The organism is Pseudoalteromonas sp. S2755, assembly GCF_005886535.1.
Taxonomy (GTDB): domain Bacteria; phylum Pseudomonadota; class Gammaproteobacteria; order Enterobacterales; family Alteromonadaceae; genus Pseudoalteromonas.
Genome location: NZ_PNDS01000067.1, coordinates 1 through 17,349, shown reverse-complemented (window position 1 = coordinate 17,349; position 17,349 = coordinate 1). Strand labels below are relative to the sequence as shown.

Annotated in this window: 17 protein-coding genes; 9 read left to right on the top strand and 8 right to left on the bottom strand. The window is 41.3% G+C overall.

Annotated features, from left to right (window positions below):
* From CWC03_RS12355 to CWC03_RS12345, 3 genes are all read left to right on the top strand, one after another.
* Positions 1-861, top strand: an 861-nt coding sequence (locus CWC03_RS12355; protein ID WP_138582170.1) for a polymorphic toxin type 15 domain-containing protein, incomplete at its 5' end; no start/stop codon positions are given.
* 86 nt (positions 862-947) lie between these two features.
* Positions 948-1,625 carry a GAD-like domain-containing protein gene (locus tag CWC03_RS12350; RefSeq protein WP_138582169.1) on the top strand — a complete coding sequence of 226 codons (678 nt, stop codon included), beginning with the start codon at positions 948-950 and terminating at the stop codon, positions 1,623-1,625.
* A gap of 84 nt (positions 1,626-1,709) precedes the next feature.
* Positions 1,710-2,024 (top strand): hypothetical protein, encoded by a 315-nt coding sequence (locus tag CWC03_RS12345; RefSeq protein WP_249314024.1) that lies wholly within the window; start codon positions 1,710-1,712, stop codon positions 2,022-2,024.
* A gap of 238 nt (positions 2,025-2,262) precedes the next feature.
* On the opposite strand, the gene CWC03_RS12340 is transcribed toward CWC03_RS12345, so the two are convergent.
* Positions 2,263-3,375: an alpha/beta hydrolase gene (locus CWC03_RS12340; RefSeq protein WP_138582168.1), complete on the bottom strand. Its 1,113-nt coding sequence runs from the start codon at positions 3,373-3,375 to the stop codon at positions 2,263-2,265.
* 153 nt (positions 3,376-3,528) lie between these two features.
* On the opposite strand from CWC03_RS12340, the gene CWC03_RS12335 reads away from it, so the two are divergent.
* Positions 3,529-4,224 (top strand): response regulator, encoded by a 696-nt coding sequence (locus CWC03_RS12335; RefSeq protein WP_045987851.1) that lies wholly within the window; start codon positions 3,529-3,531, stop codon positions 4,222-4,224.
* 41 nt (positions 4,225-4,265) lie between these two features.
* Positions 4,266-5,564, top strand: a complete 1,299-nt coding sequence (locus tag CWC03_RS12330) for a sensor histidine kinase (protein ID WP_138582167.1) — start codon at positions 4,266-4,268, stop codon at positions 5,562-5,564.
* 206 nt (positions 5,565-5,770) lie between these two features.
* Here CWC03_RS12330 and CWC03_RS12325 read toward each other — a convergent pair whose 3' ends face one another.
* From CWC03_RS12325 to CWC03_RS12305, 5 genes are all read right to left on the bottom strand, one after another.
* Complete coding sequence (locus CWC03_RS12325; protein ID WP_138582166.1) at positions 5,771-7,363, bottom strand: hypothetical protein; 1,593 nt, start codon at positions 7,361-7,363, stop codon at positions 5,771-5,773.
* Between the two features lie 147 nt (positions 7,364-7,510).
* Entirely contained in the window at positions 7,511-8,737 is a 1,227-nt protein-coding gene (locus CWC03_RS12320) for a sensor histidine kinase (RefSeq protein ID WP_171040247.1), read from the bottom strand.
* Positions 8,724-9,422: a response regulator transcription factor gene (locus CWC03_RS12315; protein WP_138522554.1), complete on the bottom strand. Its 699-nt coding sequence runs from the start codon at positions 9,420-9,422 to the stop codon at positions 8,724-8,726. Before CWC03_RS12315 ends, CWC03_RS12320 begins: the two co-directional genes overlap by 14 nt.
* A complete protein-coding gene (locus CWC03_RS12310) occupies positions 9,401-10,678 on the bottom strand; it encodes an ArnT family glycosyltransferase (protein ID WP_249314023.1) in 1,278 nt (425 codons plus the stop codon). The genes CWC03_RS12315 and CWC03_RS12310 overlap by 22 nt, the downstream gene beginning before the upstream one ends.
* 112 nt (positions 10,679-10,790) lie before the next feature.
* Positions 10,791-11,822 (bottom strand): glycosyltransferase family 2 protein, encoded by a 1,032-nt coding sequence (locus CWC03_RS12305; protein ID WP_138582163.1) that lies wholly within the window; start codon positions 11,820-11,822, stop codon positions 10,791-10,793.
* A gap of 125 nt (positions 11,823-11,947) precedes the next feature.
* Here CWC03_RS12305 and CWC03_RS12300 point away from each other — a divergent pair, with 125 nt between their 5' ends.
* The gene (locus CWC03_RS12300; RefSeq protein ID WP_171040246.1) at positions 11,948-12,313 is read left to right on the top strand and encodes a GtrA family protein; all 366 of its coding nucleotides are present in this window, start codon (positions 11,948-11,950) and stop codon (positions 12,311-12,313) included.
* 12 nt (positions 12,314-12,325) lie between these two features.
* On the opposite strand, the gene CWC03_RS12295 is transcribed toward CWC03_RS12300, so the two are convergent.
* Entirely contained in the window at positions 12,326-14,209 is a 1,884-nt protein-coding gene (locus CWC03_RS12295) for a methyl-accepting chemotaxis protein (protein ID WP_138582161.1), read from the bottom strand.
* Positions 14,210-14,293: 84 nt separating this feature from the next.
* On the opposite strand from CWC03_RS12295, the gene CWC03_RS12290 reads away from it, so the two are divergent.
* Positions 14,294-15,454: a porin gene (locus CWC03_RS12290; protein WP_138582160.1), complete on the top strand. Its 1,161-nt coding sequence runs from the start codon at positions 14,294-14,296 to the stop codon at positions 15,452-15,454.
* A gap of 120 nt (positions 15,455-15,574) precedes the next feature.
* Entirely contained in the window at positions 15,575-16,216 is a 642-nt protein-coding gene (locus CWC03_RS12285; RefSeq protein ID WP_128727308.1) for an alpha/beta fold hydrolase, read from the top strand.
* Here the strand turns inward: CWC03_RS12285 and CWC03_RS12280 are convergent.
* Positions 16,213-16,422 carry a hypothetical protein gene (locus CWC03_RS12280; protein WP_128727307.1) on the bottom strand — a complete coding sequence of 70 codons (210 nt, stop codon included), beginning with the start codon at positions 16,420-16,422 and terminating at the stop codon, positions 16,213-16,215. The two genes, CWC03_RS12285 and CWC03_RS12280, sit on opposite strands and share 4 nt — an antisense overlap.
* Before the next feature lie 404 nt (positions 16,423-16,826).
* Here CWC03_RS12280 and CWC03_RS12275 point away from each other — a divergent pair, with 404 nt between their 5' ends.
* Positions 16,827-17,300: a Dps family protein gene (locus CWC03_RS12275; protein ID WP_010376518.1), complete on the top strand. Its 474-nt coding sequence runs from the start codon at positions 16,827-16,829 to the stop codon at positions 17,298-17,300.
* The last annotated feature ends 49 nt before the right edge of the window (positions 17,301-17,349 follow it).

Here is a 17,349-nt window from a genome sequence, read left to right as displayed (position 1 = left end):
AAATACCTAAGAGACATCAACTGGCAAGACCTAGGAAAACAATCCGCCACGGAAGTTAAAAACATCGTCAAAGGCCTGCGCGATTCACTCGATGACATGTCTACTAGTTGGCACTACGACCTACTACTCCCTGACGCCGCCATCGAAGGCATGCAAGCCACGGTAAAACGACTAGACGAGGTCACCCCCAAAATCGACCAGCATATGCAACAAGCCGCCCAAGAAATCGGGCAGCGAGTTAATAAAGCACTGGATGAGTATCAAGGCCAATCACCAATTCGAGGCGTCACTGATAAGCCCACCAAAGCCAAAGCCGATGAGTTGGAGCCGCCAAAAGGGAATGAGTTACCGGGGGCTAAACTCAAAGCTATAAAAATGAAGAAGTATAGACCTCCTTGCTTCATGCCTGGCGAAGACTTAGCGAAGAACTTTAAGGGTGGTAAGCAAGCTCTAGAAAAAGAGTTTTATAAACAACTAAAAGCTCAGCAGCACGGCATCAATAAAATGACGGTTGAACAATATTTAGAAAACCGTAAAACCTTGACTGACCTTGTTAAAGAGCATGGACATAAAAAAGCAAGAAAAATTCTAACGAATGGCGGAATGGCACAAGTATCAGCAAGAAAGAAGTTAGAGGACGAAATGTATGAATCAATATTAAAAAGTTTGAGAAAGCAGGGTATTAAAGGTCGAAATGCTGATAAAGTCGCAACAGAGAAGATAAAAGAACAAATGTCTCAGTTAGCTGCTTTACATGATCCTGACCTGATAGCGGGCGGTAGTGATAAGATCAACAAACTCGGAAATAAAAATGTAAACTCCTCTCTCGGTTCTCAGTGGTCTAGTTTCCGGTATGGATGAGGCAGCAAGGGTTGCGTTGAGAACAACGGGCCCTACCACCCAAATGAATATAGAATTAGAACGGTGTAAGTAAGGAGGTTAGAATAATGACCAAACAATTTGAAATAGATGAAGATTTCGAGTGGTTTCTTGAAAAGTTTGAAGAGCCTAGTGAAAAAAATCAAGCCCCAGCAGAAATAATAAAAAGGTTTGAAGGTAAACTACCTACTAGATTATTAGAATATTGGAGTGAATACGGATTTTCTGGTTTCGGGGAAGGACTTTTTTGGTTAACTAATCCCGATGATTTTGAAGTTACTTTAGATGCATGGCTTGGAGATATAGGTATCATCGAGCAAGACACATATTATGTAATTGCTCGCAGTGCTTTTGGAGAGCTATTCTTATGGGGAGAGAAGTTTGGACATAAATATCTAATCGACCCATCTCACGGTTGGATTATAGAGAAAGAAGGTAATGCCGAAGACATAGCAGTTGGAGAAGAAAACGATGCCATACAGTTTTTCTTTAGTGCAAAAAGGCCAACATCGTTGGATATAGATGATACGAGTGGAGGCTTACTTTTTGAGAAATGTAAACTTCGATTATCTCAATTAAAATATAACGAAATGTATGCTTTTGAACCCGCTTTTTTTCTTGGTGGGCTGCCTACCATTGACAATGTCAGTAAAGTAAATATTTTCGCCCACCTAAGTGTATTAGCATCATTTGGTCAGAAAGAAATACTAGACCAACAAGGGCTTATAGCTAAGGCTTATTCATAGTAAATGCTCCTGTTATTAAAGTAGCAAATAAAAACCACTTAACTCCTTACCACTAAAAACACTTACTTATTAATTGAAAATGCGATGATGATTAACTTTGAACTCATCGCTAATCAAATTGACGCCAGCGCCACACAAAATATCACCCTTAAGGCGGGTCGCAGCCATCGCAGTGTTATCCAAAGTGATATAACACTCAAGGCAGACAACAACCTTACCATCACCGCCCCAGCGGGAAGTCAAATCATCCAAAGCCAAGGTAATATCACGATTAAAGGCAATGGCTCTGGCAACCTCACCCTTGCCAATGGCGGCAGTGAAATCAGCATTGACTCAAGTGGTAACGTCAACATCTTTGCGGACAAGTTACTGACCTTAAAAGGCATATCACAACCATAAAAAAATACCGGAGAATCCCTCTCTGCTGCTCATACTGTGTTACGGCTTATTACCCAAAGAAAAGTCGGCAAAGGCGACCCAGTTAATACCTAAGAAACATCAACAGCCAAGACCTAGGTAAACAATCCGCCGCGAAAGTAAAAAACATCGTCAAAGGTCTGCATGACTCACTTGACAACATTTCTACCAACTAAACAAGCAAAAGTGACAGTTATATTTATCACTCTTGCTGCCAATATCATTCAATTGTTGTGATTAACCCATACTGTTCTGACTCTGCTTTAGTGACCCAGTGCTCGCCCTCAGCTGGCGCAGACTCCAAAGTAAAAATGTAAAAGCTTACTCCTTTATCACCAAGCATTTTTTTAAAGTACGTAGCTTGTCTTCTATGGCTTGCATCAGTGTATGGTATATCTAATGCTGAGCTATCACCATTACTCCAGCTATGAACCCCAATCTGTTTGTTATCTTCAATAGCGTCAGAATCTATTGCTCTTCTTAATATTCTTGGATTTCCAGCTGCAAATAAATCTGTTCCACCCGAGAAAACTGAGCCTGATTTCGAGACTAACGTGGTCATGTTGTGCTCTCTGATCAGCATACCTGTATACATATTTACGTCATCGTCTGCACTTCCACCAATATGGTTAGCAAAGTTTAATGTCATCTTTGTGCCTTCAAACTGCGACGTGAGCTCTTTTAATTGCGTATATGTACTTAATCCAAGTGTCGATTGAACTCGTTCCTCACTGCCGTCCATTTTAAGTATTTCCGTGAAGAAGTCTTCAAAGCCGAAAGATGTTGTCACGGTCACTTGGTTATTCGAAGTGCTGGCTGTTAAAACAGTTGAGCCAATGATTTCAATAAACTCTAGCACTTGGTTTGAAAATTCAACTTGAATCTCAGACGCATCTCTTTGGGAAGCGGACAGTATCACCGTCGAATCTTCACCCACGGTACGTGTTTTATCACTGCAATCGAATAACTCCATTAGTTCACTCGGACTGTAAATAAAACATGTCCCTTCAGCACTGTTATCGAGCAAAAGATCTAAATTTTTTCCGTTTGCATTTTCAAGTTTTACTATCCATTGACTATCATTTAGCTGCTCTGAAAACATTACCTTGTCGAATAATTGCCCTTGAAAATTCAACTTAACAGAAGAGCGAACCACCGCTCGTTCATCTAAAAGCTCCTTCAGTTCTGACTCAGAAAAGCGGTAATTAGCCAAAGGCAGGTCTGTTGTCTCTGCTGGTTTTGGCGTTATAGTGGTTTTTGAGTTTGAATTTGAGTTACAACCAACCACTGAAGCTAAGCAAAATACTGCAACTAATGTTTTGAGAGAGTTCATATATTTTATCTCCTGATTATTTAAAACTTGGTGAAAACTTTACTGCGTAAATAAGGTAATTTCTGTGATTGCTGTGTATGGAAATGTATTTTTTAGGCTGACAAAGTTCATATATACTTGTGGACAGGAAGTTCTTTAGGATCCGGTAAACAGATGAAAACGAGCAAAATGCTAATAGTCGAAGATGACGAAAGGCTCCAAAAGATGCTTAAAGATTACTTCACGGCTCAAGGGTTTAATATCACGGTCGTTGGGGATGGCAGTAAAGCCGTAGATGCTATTTATGAACTTCAGCCCGATATTGTATTATTAGATCTGATGTTGCCTGGCGTTGATGGCCTAACAATTTGTAGACAAGCAAGAAAGAACTTTCAAGGCAAGATATTAATATTAACAGCAAGTGATGATGATTTTGATCACGTCGTTGGCTTAGAAATTGGTGCTGATGATTATGTCACTAAACCTATAAAACCTAGGGTGCTGCTTGCCCGAGTGCGCTCTTTGCTGAGACGTCCAGCGCTTCCCCAACAAACTGAGTCTGAAACACTTTACTTTGGCAAGCTAAAGCTTGAGCGGAAATACAAACACTGCGAGTTTGATAGAAAGCTGATCCACCTGACGGAGAGCGAGTTTGATCTACTCTGGCTATTAGCAACTAGAGCCGATGAAGTTGTATCGCGCGATGAACTCACCAAAGCACTTCGAGGCATTGAATATGATGGTGTAGATCGAACGATAGACAATCGCATTGTACGGGTACGTAAGCTGCTCAGTCATGTTCAAGACGTCTCGAAAGGCATTCAAACAGTTCGTGGAAAAGGTTATTTATTTGATAGCCATGCCTGGTGAATATACTTCCTTGATTTAATTCAGGTAAAAGCTGGCTCTATATGAGAAGAATTTTTGTTGAATCACTACTTGTACTGTTTATTTGCTTCATCGTAGCAGTATTCGCTTATGAGTGGCTGGTGTATGGAATAACAACAGACTACGAGTTCTTATTAGAAGATTATGAAGCAATGGCACACCAGCAATTACTCCAAAACATAGCAGATAATCAAGGTATTGAGGCAGCTAAAAGCGCGATGCAGCAATTCTCTACCCAGACGGAACAGCTATTTACAATTTACCATTCTGTAGCACAATTACCGGCTTCTGTGGCCACAGCACTTAATCAGAGTAATCCTACTCACATATTTTTTGATGATAATCGAACCCTGTGGTTTAAGTTGACTGGCTATGCAGCATTCTTCAGCTACACACCCGACTCCCAAAGTATTATTAGGGCAAAAGTCGAACTTGAAAATAATCTTTTCTTGATATTTTTAGCTATTAGTTTTGTTATATTTGGATTGATTAATATTTTCCTTATTTATAGAAGAGTCAGGCTCTTGGAGCAAGCAACAATTCGGTTTGCTCAAGGAGATTTAGCTAGTCGTGCTGATACCTCAGGCTCTAGCTCATTAGGAACGTTAAACCGCACTTTTAATGACATGGCCAGCCGGATTATGCACTTAGTTGAAAGTAATCGCGCTTTGACGAATGCTGTGGCTCATGAAATGCGGACTCCAATATTCCGCATCCAATGGCAAGCAGAATTACTAAAAGAGACTGCTTTAAATAGTGAACAAATGTCAACCATACAAGAGGTGATTGCTGACACCGAGGAAATGGAGCAAATGATCGATGAACTATTACACTATACAAAATTAGAAAATAGTGGCCAAAGGTTAGTGATGGAGAAATTCGATCTTAGCGCTTTGATAAATCGGGCTAAGCATCGATGGCAAAAAGAAAGAAGGCACAACATAGCGCTAGATATTCGCTTCAATTCTTCAAAGGTTTTTGTAATCGCTGATAAAAAATTGCTTACGAGAGCCCTTGATAACGTCATCCGCAATGCGTTTAAGTTTGCTAAATCGAAAGTGCGAGTCGTATGTTCTGAGCAAAATAATCACATCGAGATTTTTATTCATGATGATGGCCCAGGTGTTGATAAAAAGCACAAAACACATATATTTGAGCCTTTTTATGTAGCAGATCAAGCAAGAAACAAGGGAGTGAGTGGTTATGGGTTAGGGCTATCTATCGTACAAAAGATATGTGAACAACACCGAGGCTCAATTACCGTCTCAGACAGTGAAGAACTTGGAGGTGCACTTTTTACACTCAAACTCCCAACCAGCTAAACATACTAAAGCCATAAATATATTGAATATTTAGCCAATTTAAACTGATACCAATTTCTGACTTCAACGTCTGTATTGATAGTGGTCGCCATGATAGTGGTCGCCGTATGATTGAGTTAAATAACCTAAGTTTCAGCAACAACCATACCGCTTCGAAATAAATTAAGAAAGAGCTACATAAGCAGCTCTTAGCGATACCATGTCTGCTAGTTCTGTACAATTTCAAATATAGAAATCGGTGGTACGGCCTCGTTATTTTCGTGATCCCCAATGATATAAATCTTTCCCTCACGAATTGCAAAATCACTGGGTTCTTTGACATCCGCTTCACTCAAATCAGTTACTGATACAATTTCGCCAGTCATGGTCAATTTAAGTAGTTTGGTAAATCTTTGAGAGAGTACGTATATCGCGCCGTCTTTGTACACGACTCCTTGGGCATCATATTCGAAAATACTCCCGTTCGATTCTGAACCATAGGTGATCGGATAGATGTTAATTACTTTATATGTAGAATCTAAAATAATGAGCTTATCTTCTTCCTCAGCGCCGTCTTGATCAGTAACAAGATAAAACTCTCCTGTGGCTTCATTGTGTCCTAAACCAGCATATTCATACGCATCTCCTTGCTCATTGGTCGCAGCCACCACGACTTCTTCTTTTAATTGATATTCATTTCCAACTTTCACAAACAGACCAATTACTCCTGTATCTGTGATTGCATGAAAGCTATCTGAAGTCCCAACAACCGCTTCTGTACAACCCTGATTACATTCAATACTGCTGAATTGAAGCGATACTTTTTCTATTATCTTAAAAGAACTATCAAGCAAAAAGACTTCAGCTTGGTCGGTGATCAATAACCACCCCCCATCTTTTACCGGCCAAATTCCTGACGGCTGAGCTATTCCTTGCTCGAGCTCAACCTGTTTTACTAGTTGTAATTCAGTATCGTGATCAATTGGCCCGGTACCAATTAGCTCACTTTTGTCGGCTACTAAGAAAATATTATTCGCTACGGCGTTCGAGCTCACAATTATTCTCCCATCAGGTGCAAGGCTCACATCATTAAATACTTCACCGTTAAAGCCACTCAGTTTCCACGATGCTGTTAATTTGAGTGATGTCCCAGCAGTATCATATTCAGCAACGATGTAGTCTGCATTGTTGCCTGCCAGTACCAATAATTTTTCACCGCTCCACGCTAGCCCCTGAGGTTCGTACTCTCCTTTCAAGTCATAAACCAGTTCTGCTTCCGTTGCTGTATCAAAGTGTATTAATTGGCGATCAGCACGATTAAATAACCATAATTTACTGGGTTCTTGGTCATTTACAGCTAACTCTGTAAGTTTATAGTGCGTTTTTAACTGCCATGTTGAAACCACACCATTTGGTAAACCTGTTCGGCTCACCGTATTTGCCCCCGACACAAACCAATACGCTTGTTCTTGTACTTCTAAGTCTGTCGCTTCTTGCAATGCTAAGTCGGAATAGTCCTGTCGTTTATAGCTAAGTGAATCTGAGGCAGTATCTATATACCCAATCACACCATTACTCTGGTGAACATGAAGTAATGGTCCATACATATTAATACTGGTGATCCCTTCTAAGGAATCTACTCCGGTGGGATACTCCACATATAGTGTAATAGGAAAGTCTTGTACCAACGTTTTACTTTGATCTGGTTCAGATAAGTCGATGGCAAGATTGGTTGAGTGCTCAACCTGTTTGTTTTGTTTACTGCCACCACAAGCTACAGCACCAAGTAAGCAGCAAATTAATAGTAAAGTATTTTTCAAAGTAATCACCTTCGTTCCTCTGTTTAATCTAGCATCAGAGTATCGAGGTAAGCGTCTATAAAATGTCGCAGCAGTTGGGGCTAATTAGGGTCTGTTAATCTCTCAAGTTTATTTTTTGCAGCAAAGATCATTTGGCCCGAATTATATTTAAAATACAATTTTCGCGGTACAGCCAAATTCAGAGTTTTGTGTTAATGAAAACTGCCACTGGTACTTAGTACAAATATCCGCAACTATTTGAAGCCCGAAACCAAACCCTTCATACCCTCTCGGTTTCTCGTCTAAACCACACCCTGAATCAACTATTTCTAAGCTTGATTGTGAAAGGAATAGGCTAACCTGCCCTTCATAAGTACAAGTTATAGCATTGTCTAGTAGGTTTCTAATCAAAGCTTTTAATAAAACTTCATCGCAACACACGACGCATGGCTCTAAAAGTTGTAATTTTAATTCTGTTTTATTTGCCACAGATTTACTGCTAAATGGTGCCACTATTTCGTTTAGCCATTCGGCTGTGATTTCAAAACGGCAAGGTTCACCAAGACTCTCTCTAGCCAAACTTAAAAAGGTATATGTAAGATCGGTGACCTGCTCAATAGCCAGATCGATTCCTCTTAGCTGTTTACTCTCCCCTGTGTGCTTTTTTAATACCGCGACATTTCCCTTGATCACCATCATCGGCGTACGCAGTTCATGACTTACATAGCGTGTGAAGCTTTGCTCTCGATTAAGCATTTGCTTCATTCTACTGCGATAGTGGTTAACTGCTGACTCTATACTTAGTATCTCTAAGCAACTATTTTTACTACTAATTTTTGTTTCTTCATGGTCAAGACTTTGGTCACTAATATGTTCTACTAAACATTGTAGTGGCTTTGCAAGATAGGCAGCTTGAAGTCTAATAAGATAGGTGACTAGCAAAAATAACAAAGTACCAAACACAGCAAAACTAATTTCAACGACTGCCAAATCAATATCCTGCCATTCGGTCGCATTAATATCTTCGACAGCATATAAAATTCTAGAGCCGCCACCTTCCATAGTCATTTTATAGGCAAGTACACAGAATTCACTATCATCATCAAATTGCAGTGTTGTCACCCCTAACCAATCAGGTTTGATGTCAGCTTGAATTGCTTTAGGGAGTACCTGATAATCTCGATATAACCTCAACAAAGGACTGACTAATTTCTCTTTTCCTTCTTGCTCTGAAAATTCTTGTAAATGATAAGGTCCTACAATACTCAACCGTTGCTCACTTGCTCGGTTTTCTGTGTACAAAATAGCGAGAGAGACAGCTAATGTATATATTGAAATAAGCCCAATAGCACCAAGCCAAGATGCTTTAAATAGCTGTTGCTTAAGTGTTTTCATCAGAAACCAACTTGTAGCCGAACTTTGGTACCGTAACCAACATCTCTGCATCAAACGCTTTATCTATGATCTTTCTTAGCTGGTACATATGACGCCTTAATAGATCTTGGTCGGGCACCTCGTCTTGCCAAAGTGCAACTTCGAGGGACTCTCTTGAAACCGGCTTTGGACTTTGCTGTGCTAACAATAAGAGTATCTTGTAGCAGCTAGGGTTGAGCCTCAATACACTTTCATTTCGCGTCACCAAACGCTGTTGTAAATCTATTTGCAATGAGCCAACGTTTATTATTTTCTTGAAGCCATCTCCGCGCACTCGCCGCACTACAGCATGTATCCTTGCTTCTAGCAAAGAGAGATCAAATGGCTTAATAATATAGTCGTCTGCTCCACCGTTAAGCCCCTGCAACATATCCTGTTGAGTATCACGCGCTGTAAGCATAATAATCGGTGTTGCTACGCCTGACTCTCTGAGCTTACTGCATATTTCGATACCATCTACCCCGGGGAGCATTACATCTAGAATGATACAGTCGTAGTCATATTGAAGAGCGAGCTGCAAACCAAGTGTTCCATTTGCAGCGTAATCCAAGTGATGCCCATCTCCCTCGAAATAGTCAAATATGGTTTCAGCTACTTGCTGCGAATCTTCCACTAGCAGTATTTTTAATGGTGTTCTCGCACACATCTGTGCAATATCCTCTGGCGGTTTTCGCTTAACACATCACATTGCAAATTTTTAGGCCATAAAAATGTACTTCTTTGCTCATGTGTTAGCACAACATAACTCGTCTTTTGAGTCTGAATTAGCTGAAAAAGTTCATTATCATCCATAACTAACTCAGCCCAGCCACAACTATAAAAACGCCCTGAAAATGGCAGTTTTTTTAAATAATACACAGGCGTGTTAGGGCAAGGTTTTGATATCGCCGATAGCGTCGTATGCTCAGAATCCTTACTGTGCCAACCAAATATCAATGCCGCTATTAATAATGCATAAAAACAAAAGCTAATAAGCCCAATTTTTATATATCCTTTAAATGGTTCAAAATATAAGGCAACTAATAATGCAAAAGCGGGCAAGCCGGGTAGAACGTAAGCTGATAGGATATTGCTAGCAAAAGTAAAAAGTAATAATGGAGCAATTGTCCAAGTAATTAGATACGCTTTTATTTCAGAACTAAATAACACCGCACGAGTATCTGGCGACTTAAAGAAGCGAATGAAAAATAATACTGACCAAGGGCATGCGACTATCAGCCACATTAGCCAAATCGTGCCTTTTGGTTCCACATGCGCGGTACCATATAGATCTCCCTGCCACCCTGGCTGCAGGAACCGCTGAATATGTTCACCAATTAAGAAGTAATTAAGAAATCCCGGCGTTTTTGACTCAGCCAACATATACCAAGGTAAAAAAGTAACCACAAAAACAGGTAAACCTAATGACCAAGGTAATGCTTTAATCACAGAGTAAAGGCGCTTTTGCCAAATTGCCCATAGCACAATAGCTATCCCTACGATAACAACCGCCACAGGCCCTTTAATCAACATGCCTAAACCACAACTGAAAAAGAATATAACGCCTGCAGCCCGGTTATTATGTTTATAGCATAACCAAAAACTAGCCATTGCTAATGTTGAGCTTAACATCAATGCAGGGTCGGTCATCACCATTCCTGTCGCTATAAAAAACCCAATACAACTAGCAAGGATCAATATACTAGCTTGAGCAATACGCACACCTAGCGAACGCTTTGCGAAGAAATACAATATAATTAAGCTCAGCGCCCCAGTACACCAATGCGCAAAACGCGCACTCCATGGAGAAATACCAAATGCTTCAAAGCTAAGCGCAGTAATCCAAGTATGAGCTGGCGGCTTGCCCCAAAATGGCACACCTTTATCAAACCATGGCGTGATCCAATCTTGAGTCTCGATCATTAGCCTTGCTATTTCCGCATATCTCGCTTCTGTAGTATCAAATAAGGGATAGCTTCCTAGTGTAAAAAGCCTCAGTAGCATCAATCCTAAGACGACACAAAATAGAGTGTAATCATGCCTCATATTGCAACTCTTCTTTTGCTTCGGTCTTTTTAATATCCATCAGTAAATAAACTGGCCGTTGTTTAGCCTCAATAAAAAGCCCGGCAATATACTCACCTAAAATACCAATGGCTAATAGCTGCACGCCACCTAACGCTAACACAGTCAACATAATACTTGGATAACCAGGTACCGGCTCGCCAAACACGAGTGTTTTGACCAGCACCCAAATGGCAAAAATAAATGCATACAAGGAAATGACACAACCTACCCAAGTAGCAAGCCTTAAAGGCTTCATGCTGAATGAAGTTATTCCCGAAAGTCCAAGCTTAACAAGCTGTAGATAGCTCCATTTAGTTTCTCCAGCTACCCGTTCTGGACGCTTGAACTCGAGGGTGGTTTGATTAAACCCAGGCCAGCTCATTAGCCCTTTCATATAGCGGTTTCGCTCAGGAAGCGTGTTGATTGCATCAACGACTTTGCGATCTAATAGCCTAAAATCACCAACGTCTTCTTCTACTGGACTATCTGATACCCAATTAAGTAATTTATAATAGCAGCGAGCACTCGCTGTTTTTAACCACGACTCTCCTTCGCGGGCACTGCGTTTCATATTGACTACATCAAAACCCTTTTTCCACGCCTCAAGCATTTTTGGCAGTAACTCTGGTGGATCCTGTAAATCAGCATCAATAGGGATCACCGCATCGCCTTGCGCATGTTCAAATCCAGCAGTTAACGCAGCCTCCTTACCAAAATTACGGCTCATTTGCAGGCAAACTACAGATGAAAAACTGTTATTTAACTGGCACATCATTTGCCATGACTCATCTGTACTTCCATCGTCGATGTAGATCAATTCGAATCGATACTCAGGCAGTGTAGCAATCACGGTACATAATTTATGATGTATCGTGTTAAGTACCTCTTGTTCATTAAACGCAGGGACTATTAAAGAAATAAGTGCCCTATTGGTGTAACGTATTTTGCGCTGCGTACGGGCCATATTCGACCTATCAATGGCAACCATTAGCTTGGTCATAACTCTGTTCCAATTATTGCATTTAGCGCAGTTTAAAATTAACAATGTCGAAAAAATGTCTACGTTGGGACGACTTTTTTTTGACCTGCTATTTAGCAAGCTCTGTTATTTTGAGGTGGCTTGTTATGCAGTTTTTTCGTTTTTTATGTGTTGGAGGAGCAGGCTTTGTAGTTGACTGGAGTGTTTTTAGCACGCTTTTAGCTAGTTCATCTACGCCATTTTTCGCAAGGTTAATCGCATTTTGGTGTGCAGTGATGACAACATGGTTAGGTAATAGGTTTTTCACTTTTACACAAGCACAACGAGTGCGTGTTATTAGTCAGTTATCTAAACATGTACTTATCAGCCATTTATTTGGCGTTGTGAACCTAGGTGTATTTTGGCTTTTTTTACCACTTACCAACGTACATGTTGCATTTGTCTTGGGTATACTCTTAGCGACGGTGGGCAATTTCCTATTAAGCAAACGGTGGGTATATAAGCCCTCTTAGTCACCGATATTTTCAAAGCGTAAACTTAGACAGCAGCGCTTCTTGCTCATGGGCATTTTTCGCGAGCTCTTCACTGGCACTATATTGCTTGTCTGAAAAGCTGCCGACTTCAACGCTGATATCATTGATATGTATTGTATTTTTATTGATTTCTTCAATCACCACACTTTGCTCTTCGATGGCGGTTGCGATTTGGATATTGCGATCCATAAGCTCTTTTACTGCTTCTGAGATTTCTTCTAGCATATGTGTGGCTTGTTCGGTTTGTGAAACACATTGCTGGGTTTTATCTCGGCTGCTTCCCATGGATTGCTGAACTTGAATGGACGAGGCTTGGATCTGGTCGATCATGGATTTAATTTCGGTGGTGGATTCCTGTGTTTTTGATGCTAAAGAGCGCACTTCATCTGCCACTACCGCAAAACCACGACCTTGCTCTCCGGCACGTGCAGCTTCAATTGCAGCGTTAAGTGCTAATAGATTAGTCTGTTCTGCAATACCATTGATGACCGAAAGAATATTCTCGATATTTTGGCTATATTCTGCAAGTTGCGTACTTAGCTCGTACGATGCAGTAATATCGTCAGCCAATGCATTAATTTGATTGCGCGCTTTAAAGAATATCTCTTGCCCTTCAGAGGTCTTTTCATTTACCGAGGTGATAGAGCTTGCGGCTTGCTGTGCGTTACCCGCGATTTCGGTCGAGGTAGTGCTCATTTCATTCATCGCGGTAGCGAGGCTTTCAATCAGGCTAACTTGTTGATCAAGTTTCTGTGAAGAATGCGTCGACAACTCTTTGGCGGCATCACTGCTTATCACCACTTCGTCTGCACGTTCTTTTACATTACTTACCAACCCATGCAAAAAGCCTAAAAAGAGATTGAATTGTCGTGCAACTGTGCCGCATTCATCTTCGTTAACGATTTTTAAGCGCCGAGTTAAGTCACCACCTCCATTTGCCATACTGGTGATCGCAGATTCCAAATCCCGTAATGGTTGGAGTAAGTGAATTGCTAAAGTCCGTACGCAGAATACTCCAATGGCCACGGCTAAAATGGCAATGATCAGGGAGTTTATAGTAATTTCGGTTAGTGTTTTGTAGGCTTTTGATTTATCGATTAACACTGCCAAATACCAATCCGTACCAAAGGTATTATCTAGCGAATGTAAGTAAAACAGCCTGTTGCCTTCTTTGGTATCCACTTCTTGCAACTTATCTACGCTACCTAAGCGTAATGCAGGGTATGCCTGTTGCAGTTTTTTGCCGTTAAATTCGGCATGTTGATGAGAAATGATATTACCAGACTTGTCGACCAAAAAGGCATAGCCCGTGTTGTCAAAGTTAACCTGATTGACGCTATTGGCGATGGTTTTTAGGCTTAAATCTCCCCCAATTACCCCTTTAAAATTACCATTCACTACAATGGGAGATACCACCGACAGCAATAATTCACCTGTCGCCGCGTCAGTATATGGACTGGTATAAACGGTTTTATTTTGGTTTTTACCAAGCTGATACCAAGCCCGCTCTCTAAAATCTACACCCGGAGGATTTTTGCGAGCGGGGTTGTTTGACCTGAGCCCCTCCTCATTTGCCAAAGTACCAAAAGTAAGTAGAAACTCGTTTTTAAATACTGGTGTATTCAACGCTTGCTGAAAGTTATCATCGCTAAAGTTTTGCTCTAACTGACTTTTTATCACATTAATTTGCGTTGCTTTACCGGCCAACCAATTCTCTATGCTCACAGCCAGCAATTGCGTGCTGTCGGTTACATAAGCATGGGTTTTGGTTTTCACCGAATCGCTAACAAACCAGTAAGTAGAAAGTGTCGTCGTGGTGATGATCAATAAGATCACTATGGCGGAAGTCACAGAGAACTTAGTGCGGATCTTCATATTCAACAGCCCGAATAAAAAGTGCTCGAGTATCAAAAGTGTTGTCTATAATTCGATTATTGGCAACTGAGCGATGTAAAAACCATGAATTTTACTTTGAGCAACTCAACCGCACTGATTGGCCTAGCCTGGTTACTAACTTCTTCAGCAGCTTTGGCAGCCGAGCGCCCTGTCACCATGGCCGACATTGAAAATCTTGAGCGGCAATTGGCTGAGCTAAAGGCCCGATTTATGACGCAAAATAGCAAACCTATGATCGCAGCCTCTGTGGCAAAACCAACACCACAAAGTGACCCCGTAAAATTACCTACCGAGCCCTCAACCACGATCAAAACTTACGCCACAATACGCCCGACATTTGGCGTAATCAATCAAGGTGACGAAAGTAACTGGGATGTTCGTGACGCCTTATCCCACGCAGGGATTAAAGTGACTCATGAATTTATGCCGGGCTGGCAGGCCGAACTTCATGGTGAATGGGGCATCGATCTCGCCAATGAAGGAAATTTTGGCAAATCGCGCCGTGCTTATACTGCGCTAGGTACGCCGTATGGCCGATTTGGTATCGGCAAGCAAAGACCTGCACAGTATCTGTTTATCGCCGAATACGTTGATATTTTTAATCACGCCAGCAGTCCATTTGCTTACGATCCAGAGAGTATTTTTTTCGTTGATAATTTAGTTACTTATCGCTACGAATTGGGGCCAATGACGTTTATCGCCGCAGGCCAATTTAATGGTGATAAAGGCGATAATCAAACGGATTTATTCAACACAGGATTAAGTTACGATAACGCAGGTTTACATGCCGCAATTACTTATCAACAAAACGATGTGTACGATAACGAGCAACATATTGGTGAAAACCAACTCTGGTCTGGCGCACTGGCCTATCAATTTAACTCTCGCTTTTACACTGCCATGGCCTATCAGGACAAAGACTATCAACGCGTGCGCGCACTTGATTCTCGACAAGGCCACACCTTTGATCTTTCTCTGGCCTATCAACTCGCAAAACATTATAAGCTCAAGACCGGATATTTTGATTTTGATGACGGGTACGGCAGTCACGATCCGCTAAATCAGAGCTTTGATGGCTACAATGTTACACTTGAGTGGTTACCAACACCGCCGCTCAGAGTGCACTTGGAGTATTTGAACAAGTCCTTTGATAATCAAGTGGATATGGATTCCATTTCCATTGGCTTTAGATACGATTACAAGCAAGAGTGGCAATTTGATTAGCCAAGATCACTGGCTCTAAGATAATAACTTTTCAATTTGACTTGATTCATACATCAAGTATTCAAGTGAGGGTGGTACACTCGCACAAGGCTTAGAAGTATTCAAGTTTAAAGAGGCGGCATGAACCACTCTCCTATTCCACTCAATATTACCGTGAGCGCCAAAATCGAAAGCATTGTAGTGCTGCATGGCTTGTACATGTCTGGCTTTGTGATGCGGCCGCTTAGCGCTCGCTTAGGTAAATCGGGCTACCGTATTCTCAATTTAAGCTATAACACGTTAACGCCAAACATTGATGAGATTTGCGCCGCTATTGATACTTTTGTTGGCGACCGCCCTGCCGCACTCGTTTGCCACTCCATGGGGGGCTTAGTTGCAAGGGCGTATTTAGAGCGAGGTTCTGCAACGAGCAAGCAAGTAAAAAAAGTGGTGACCTTGGGGACACCACATAAAGGCAGTGCCATTGCCAAGCATATGCACGACAAAGGACTGGAGCTACTGTTAAAAAACAGTGTGGAATTTTTATTATCTAACAATCAAGATTGGCCTTTCGACGCCAAGCTTTACAGTATTGCCGGCGACTTACCCATTGGACTAATGCCACTACTACAAAAAGGTAGCCAGTCGGATGGTACTGTGTTGTTAGAAGAAACCAAGCTCAGTGGCATGGCCGAGCACAAAGTATTTCATCTCAGCCATACCAGCTTAATATATTCCCGTGCGGTAATGGACTATATCTGCGAGCTGTTAGAGAGGCCTTAGTGCTCTGCGCTTGCAGCCACTTTGTAAGCAATCACAGCGATCAAACCAACTACTAGCGGCACTGGTGCAGCGATATAACCAAAGGTGTCTGAGTTTGCGATACTTGCACCAGCTAAGTGACCCACTAGCCCAACAACAAATGCTACTAGAGCGATAACAACGACGACGAGTTCCATTTTATGTTCTGATTGTGTTTTGCCTTTCATACTCATTTCCTCAAGTAGTAGACACCGCGTTTTTTGTGTCTTGATGAAATGATTATGCGCTTACAGTGCGGTGATATTTTGACCTAAATCAAGGTTTCAAACCGCCAAAATACGAACGTGATTAAACACTTGTCTTAGATCAAAAACTACGCGCTCTGGTAAGATTTTGGTAAAAGTTGGCAAGCTTTATTCCTGCCAAGTATTCATGTCACCTTGTTCTTTTTGAGCGCTTTTTGGGGTTTCATCTTGTTTTTTAACGCGCTCATCCCAACGTCATCTTGTATTAATATTTGATATGTTTTGATTTTAACCATTGATTTTTCCGATTAAACGCTTTGATTTTAATCATTGGGCAATCACCTAAGGTTGCGCCATACTGACTGTGAATCAACAAGGAGCATCGCATGACAAACATTAATTCTATCGGTTTAGACAAAGCAAAGAGCCAAGCACTGGTAACGTCACTTAATACGCTACTAAGTAGCTACCAAATTCAATATATGAATGCCCGCGGTTTTCACTGGAACATCAAAGGTCGTGAGTTTTTTGAACTACACCTAAAATTTGAAGAAATTTATACGCTATTACTTGAGAAGGTAGACGAAATCGCAGAGCGTATTTTGACGATTGAAGGCAACCCATTGCATGCGTTTTCTGATTATTTGGAAACCAGCAAAATTCAAGAAGCAAAAGGGATCAGCAATGGTACGCAAGCACTAGAAACTTTGCTTGATGGTTACACAACGCTTATTTCTATGCAGCGTGAGATTCTAGCGCAGGCGGGCGAAGCCGAAGATGAAGGCACAGCTGCGCTAATGAGTGATTACATCAAAGAGCAAGAAAAGCTGGTGTGGATGCTTAAAGCGTATTTAAACTAAGATAGCTTGCCCCTACGCGGGTTTTCCCGAGTAGGAGCGAGTTCACCTC